The sequence below is a fragment of the Snodgrassella alvi genome (genome assembly GCF_002777855.1).
GTDB lineage: Bacteria > Pseudomonadota > Gammaproteobacteria > Burkholderiales > Neisseriaceae > Snodgrassella > Snodgrassella alvi_E.
Map to the genome: position 1 here is coordinate 1 of NZ_MEIK01000026.1, position 5,685 is coordinate 5,685.

Genomic DNA, 5,685 nt, shown 5'->3' on the forward strand with positions numbered 1-5,685 from the left:
AGGGGCGTATAGTTCGCCTTCTTCGCTGAGACGCGAGCCGAAACGAACGAAACAGTTTAAAGTAGAACGCAGTCGAAAGCAACGCTCTTTAACAGAACAGATTACCGATAAGTGTGAGTGCGGATAAGCCTCACACTGATTCAGAGGGACAGGATAGTAAGAAATCTTGTCAATAACTTTGAAGCAGACCAGTGATACTGAAGGGAACTTCAGGATTGCAACAAGCTAAGATTAAACATAAGAGTTTGATCCTGGCTCAGATTGAACGCTGGCGGCATGCTTTACACATGCAAGTCGAACGGCAGCACGGAGAGCTTGCTCTCTGGTGGCGAGTGGCGAACGGGTGAGTAATGCATCGGAACGTACCGAGTAATGGGGGATAACTGTCCGAAAGGATGGCTAATACCGCATACGCCCTGAGGGGGAAAGCGGGGGATCTTAGGACCTCGCGTTATTTGAGCGGCCGATGTTGGATTAGCTAGTTGGTGGGGTAAAGGCCTACCAAGGCGACGATCCATAGCGGGTCTGAGAGGATGATCCGCCACATTGGGACTGAGACACGGCCCAAACTCCTACGGGAGGCAGCAGTGGGGAATTTTGGACAATGGGGGGAACCCTGATCCAGCCATGCCGCGTGTCTGAAGAAGGCCTTCGGGTTGTAAAGGACTTTTGTTAGGGAAGAAAAGCCGGGTGCTAATACCACCTGGTGCTGACGGTACCTAAAGAATAAGCACCGGCTAACTACGTGCCAGCAGCCGCGGTAATACGTAGGGTGCGAGCGTTAATCGGAATTACTGGGCGTAAAGCGAGCGCAGACGGTTAGATAAGTCAGATGTGAAATCCCCGAGCTCAACTTGGGACGTGCATTTGAAACTGTCTAACTAGAGTGTGTCAGAGGGAGGTAGAATTCCACGTGTAGCAGTGAAATGCGTAGAGATGTGGAGGAATACCGATGGCGAAGGCAGCCTCCTGGGATAACACTGACGTTCATGCTCGAAAGCGTGGGTAGCAAACAGGATTAGATACCCTGGTAGTCCACGCCCTAAACGATGACAATTAGCTGTTGGGGCACTAGATGTCTTAGTAGCGAAGCTAACGCGAGAAATTGTCCGCCTGGGGAGTACGGTCGCAAGATTAAAACTCAAAGGAATTGACGGGGACCCGCACAAGCGGTGGATGATGTGGATTAATTCGATGCAACGCGAAGAACCTTACCTGGTCTTGACATGTACGGAATCTCTTAGAGATAGGAGAGTGCCTTCGGGAACCGTAACACAGGTGCTGCATGGCTGTCGTCAGCTCGTGTCGTGAGATGTTGGGTTAAGTCCCGCAACGAGCGCAACCCTTGTCATTAGTTGCCATCATTAAGTTGGGCACTCTAATGAGACTGCCGGTGACAAACCGGAGGAAGGTGGGGATGACGTCAAGTCCTCATGGCCCTTATGACCAGGGCTTCACACGTCATACAATGGTCGGTACAGAGGGTAGCGAAGCCGCGAGGTGAAGCCAATCTCAGAAAGCCGATCGTAGTCCGGATTGCACTCTGCAACTCGAGTGCATGAAGTCGGAATCGCTAGTAATCGCAGGTCAGCATACTGCGGTGAATACGTTCCCGGGTCTTGTACACACCGCCCGTCACACCATGGGAGTGGGGGATACCAGAATTGGGTAGACTAACCGCAAGGGGGTCGCTTAACACGGTATGCTTCATGACTGGGGTGAAGTCGTAACAAGGTAGCCGTAGGGGAACCTGCGGCTGGATCACCTCCTTTCTAGAGAAAAGAAGAGGGTTATTCGCATTCACACTTATCGGTAAACTGAAAAGATGCGAGAAGAGACTGAATAAACTGGGTTTGTAGCTCAGCTGGTTAGAGCACACGCTTGATAAGCGTGGGGTCGGAGGTTCAAGTCCTCCCAGACCCACCACTTATTTAAGAAGAGAGGGGGCATAGCTCAGTTGGTAGAGCACCTGCTTTGCAAGCAGGGGGTCATCGGTTCGATCCCGTTTGCCTCCACCACACTTTGGAAATTAAATTGAGTTTATCTGGAAGCAGATGAAGCGGAAGCTGAATTTAATTTGCGAAGTAACGCATCGATCTTTAACAAATTGGAAAGCCGAAATCAACAAACAAAGATTGAGGCATGGAAGCTGAGTCTGGAGACGGATGAAGTGGAAGTGCTGAAAGAATTGGGTGATGATTGTATCGCTGAGCAACGAAGACAAAAGGCGTTGTTCAGACAACCAAGAAGTAAGCTTTATGAGAGTAGGGAGCTTAAGTCATGATTACAGGTCAACGGTAGTTGTGATGAAGTCAAGAGGTTCTTGAAATGATAGAGTCAAGTGAATAAGTGCATCAGGTGGATGCCTTGGCGATGATAGGCGAAGAAGGACGTGTAAGCCTGCGAAAAGCGTGGGGGAGCTGGCAATAGAGCTGTGATCCCGCGATATCCGAATGGGGAAACCCACCATGTAAAAGCATGGTATCCTAAACTGAATACATAGGTTTAGAGAAGCGAACCTGGAGAACTGAACCATCTAAGTACCCAGAGGAAAAGAAATCAACCGAGATTGCGCAAGTAGTGGCGAGCGAACGCGTAAGAGCCTGTATATGATAGTCACTGAGATAGAAGAACAAGCTGGGAAGCTTGGCCACAGAGGGTGATAGCCCCGTATTTGAAATTTCAGAGATGGTACTAAGTATACGAGAAGTAGGGCGGGACACGAGAAATCCTGTCTGAATATGGGGGGACCATCCTCCAAGGCTAAATACTCATCATCGACCGATAGTGAACCAGTACCGTGAGGGAAAGGCGAAAAGAACCCCGGGAGGGGAGTGAAATAGAACCTGAAACCTGATGCATACAAACAGTGGGAGCGGAGTAATCCGTGACTGCGTACCTTTTGTATAATGGGTCAACGACTTACATTCAGTAGCGAGCTTAACCGATTAGGGGAGGCGCAGGGAAACCGAGTCTTAATAGGGCGACGAGTTGCTGGGTGTAGACCCGAAACCGAGTGATCTATCCATGGCCAGGTTGAAGGTGCCGTAACAGGTACTGGAGGACCGAACCCACGCATGTTGCAAAATGCGGGGATGAGCTGTGGATAGGGGTGAAAGGCTAAACAAACTCGGAGATAGCTGGTTCTCCCCGAAAACTATTTAGGTAGTGCCTCGAGCAAGACACTGATGGGGGTAAAGCACTGTTATGGCTAGGGGGTCATTGCGACTTACCAACCCATGGCAAACTAAGAATACCATCAAGTGGTTCCTCGGGAGACAGACATCGGGTGCTAACGTCCGGTGTCAAGAGGGAAACAACCCAGACCGCCAGCTAAGGTCCCAAATGACAGATTAAGTGGTAAACGAAGTGGGAAGGCCGAGACAGCCAGGATGTTGGCTTAGAAGCAGCCATCATTTAAAGAAAGCGTAATAGCTCACTGGTCGAGTCGTCCTGCGCGGAAGATGTAACGGGGCTCAAATCTGTAACCGAAGCTGCGGATGTCAGGCAACTGACATGGTAGGGGAGCGTTCTGTAGGCCGAAGAAGGTGTGTTGAGAAGCATGCTGGAGGTATCAGAAGTGCGAATGTTGACATGAGTAGCGATAAACAGGGTGAAAAGCCCTGTCGCCGAAAACCCAAGGTTTCCTACGCAACGTTCATCGGCGTAGGGTGAGTCGGCCCCTAAGGCAAGGCAGAGATGCGTAGTCGATGGGAAACAGGTTAATATTCCTGTACTTGATTCAAATGCGATGTGGGGACGGAGAAGGTTAGGTCATCGATCTGTTGGAATAGATCGTTTAAGCCGGTAGGTGGAGCACTTAGGCAAATCCGGGTGCTTAACGCCGAGAAGTGATGACGAGTGTCTAAGGACACGAAGTGACTGATACCACGCTTCCAGGAAAAGCCACTAAGCTTCAGTTTGAATGAAACCGTACCGCAAACCGACACAGGTGGGTAGGATGAGAATTCTAAGGCGCTTGAGAGAACTCAGGAGAAGGAACTCGGCAAATTGATACCGTAACTTCGGGAGAAGGTATGCCTCTGATGGTGAAAGATTTACTCTGTAAGCTATTAGAGGTCGCAGAGAATAGGTGGCTGCGACTGTTTAATAAAAACACAGCACTCTGCAAACACGAAAGTGGACGTATAGGGTGTGACGCCTGCCCGGTGCTGGAAGGTTAATTGAAGATGTGCAAGCATCGGATCGAAGCCCCAGTAAACGGCGGCCGTAACTATAACGGTCCTAAGGTAGCGAAATTCCTTGTCGGGTAAGTTCCGACCCGCACGAATGGCGTAACGATGGCCACACTGTCTCCTCCTGAGACTCAGCGAAGTTGAAATGGTTGTGAAGATGCAATCTCCCCGCTGCTAGACGGAAAGACCCCGTGAACCTTTACTGTAGCTTTGCATTGGACTTTGAAGTCACTTGTGTAGGATAGGTGGGAGGCTAAGAAGCAGGAACGCTAGTTTCTGTGGAGCCGTCCTTGAAATACCACCCTGGTGACTTTGAGGTTCTAACCCGGATCCATTATCTGGATCGGGGACCGTGCATGGTAGGCAGTTTGACTGGGGCGGTCTCCTCCCAAAGAGTAACGGAGGAGTTCGAAGGTTACCTAGGTCCGGTCGGAAATCGGACTGATAGTACAATGGCACAAGGTAGCTTAACTGCGAGACCGACAAGTCGAGCAGGTGCGAAAGCAGGACATAGTGATCCGGTGGTTCTGAATGGAAGGGCCATCGCTCAACGGATAAAAGGTACTCCGGGGATAACAGGCTGATTCCGCCCAAGAGTTCATATCGACGGCGGAGTTTGGCACCTCGATGTCGGCTCATCACATCCTGGGGCTGTAGTCGGTCCCAAGGGTATGGCTGTTCGCCATTTAAAGTGGTACGTGAGCTGGGTTTAAAACGTCGTGAGACAGTTTGGTCCCTATCTGCAGTGGGCGTTGGAAGTTTGACGGGGGCTGCTCCTAGTACGAGAGGACCGGAGTGGACGAACCTCTGGTGTACCGGTTGTGACGCCAGTCGCATCGCCGGGTAGCTAAGTTCGGAAGAGATAAACGCTGAAAGCATCTAAGCGTGAAACTCGCCTGAAGATGAGACTTCCCTAGGGATTTAATCCCTCTGAAGAGACGTTCGAGACCAGGACGTTGATAGGTCGGGTGTGGAAGAGTGGTAACACTTGGAGCTAACCGATACTAATTGCTCGTGAGGCTTGACTCTATCATTTGAAGGACTTCGCACACAGAAGGTGTGCAAGGTAAATGATAAAGCTTACTGATGAGAATACAAGCATCACCAAGATTAAGGCTTTCTGATTTGACAGTTTAAAGTCTGGCGGCCATAGCGGGTTGGTCCCACGCCTTCCCATCCCGAACAGGACCGTGAAACGACCTAGCGCCGATGATAGTATGGATGCCCATGTGAAAGTAGGACACCGCCAGACACCCATTAAGAAGAACCCAGTAGACTATCTACTGGGTTCTTTGCTTTGTGCTAAATGGAAACGCAACTGGTTAAGACAAACCAGCGAACCCCTGCTGCCGTAGCGCTTCGTACAACACAATGGCCGCTGCGTTGGATAGATTCAATGAGCGGATATGGGAAGTCTGAGGGATACGCAGGCAGTGATCTGCTCTGGCCTGTGCGAACTCCTGCGGCAGGCCGGTCGTTTCCCGGCCAA

1 protein-coding gene, 2 tRNA genes and 3 rRNA genes are annotated in these 5,685 nt (G+C 50.6%); 5 read left to right on the plus strand and 1 reads right to left on the minus strand.

The window, feature by feature from the left end:
• Positions 1-233: 233 nt before the first annotated feature.
• The 5 genes from BHC43_RS03365 (at position 234) to rrf (ending at position 5,448) form a co-directional block, all read left to right on the plus strand.
• Positions 234-1,772 (plus strand): 16S ribosomal RNA (locus BHC43_RS03365).
• 77 nt (positions 1,773-1,849) lie between these two features.
• Positions 1,850-1,926: transfer RNA gene (locus BHC43_RS03370), tRNA-Ile, on the plus strand.
• Positions 1,927-1,942: 16 nt separating this feature from the next.
• Positions 1,943-2,018, plus strand: a tRNA-Ala gene (locus BHC43_RS03375).
• A gap of 317 nt (positions 2,019-2,335) precedes the next feature.
• Positions 2,336-5,225: ribosomal RNA gene (locus tag BHC43_RS03385) — 23S ribosomal RNA — on the plus strand.
• Between the two features lie 110 nt (positions 5,226-5,335).
• Positions 5,336-5,448, plus strand: a 5S ribosomal RNA gene (gene rrf / locus BHC43_RS03390).
• The 16S, 23S and 5S rRNA genes sit together here with 2 tRNA genes alongside, the layout of an rRNA operon.
• 70 nt (positions 5,449-5,518) lie before the next feature.
• Here the strand turns inward: rrf and BHC43_RS03395 are convergent.
• Positions 5,519-5,685: tRNA (cytidine(34)-2'-O)-methyltransferase (locus BHC43_RS03395; protein WP_306807695.1), on the minus strand; the 167-nt coding region annotated here is incomplete at its 5' end.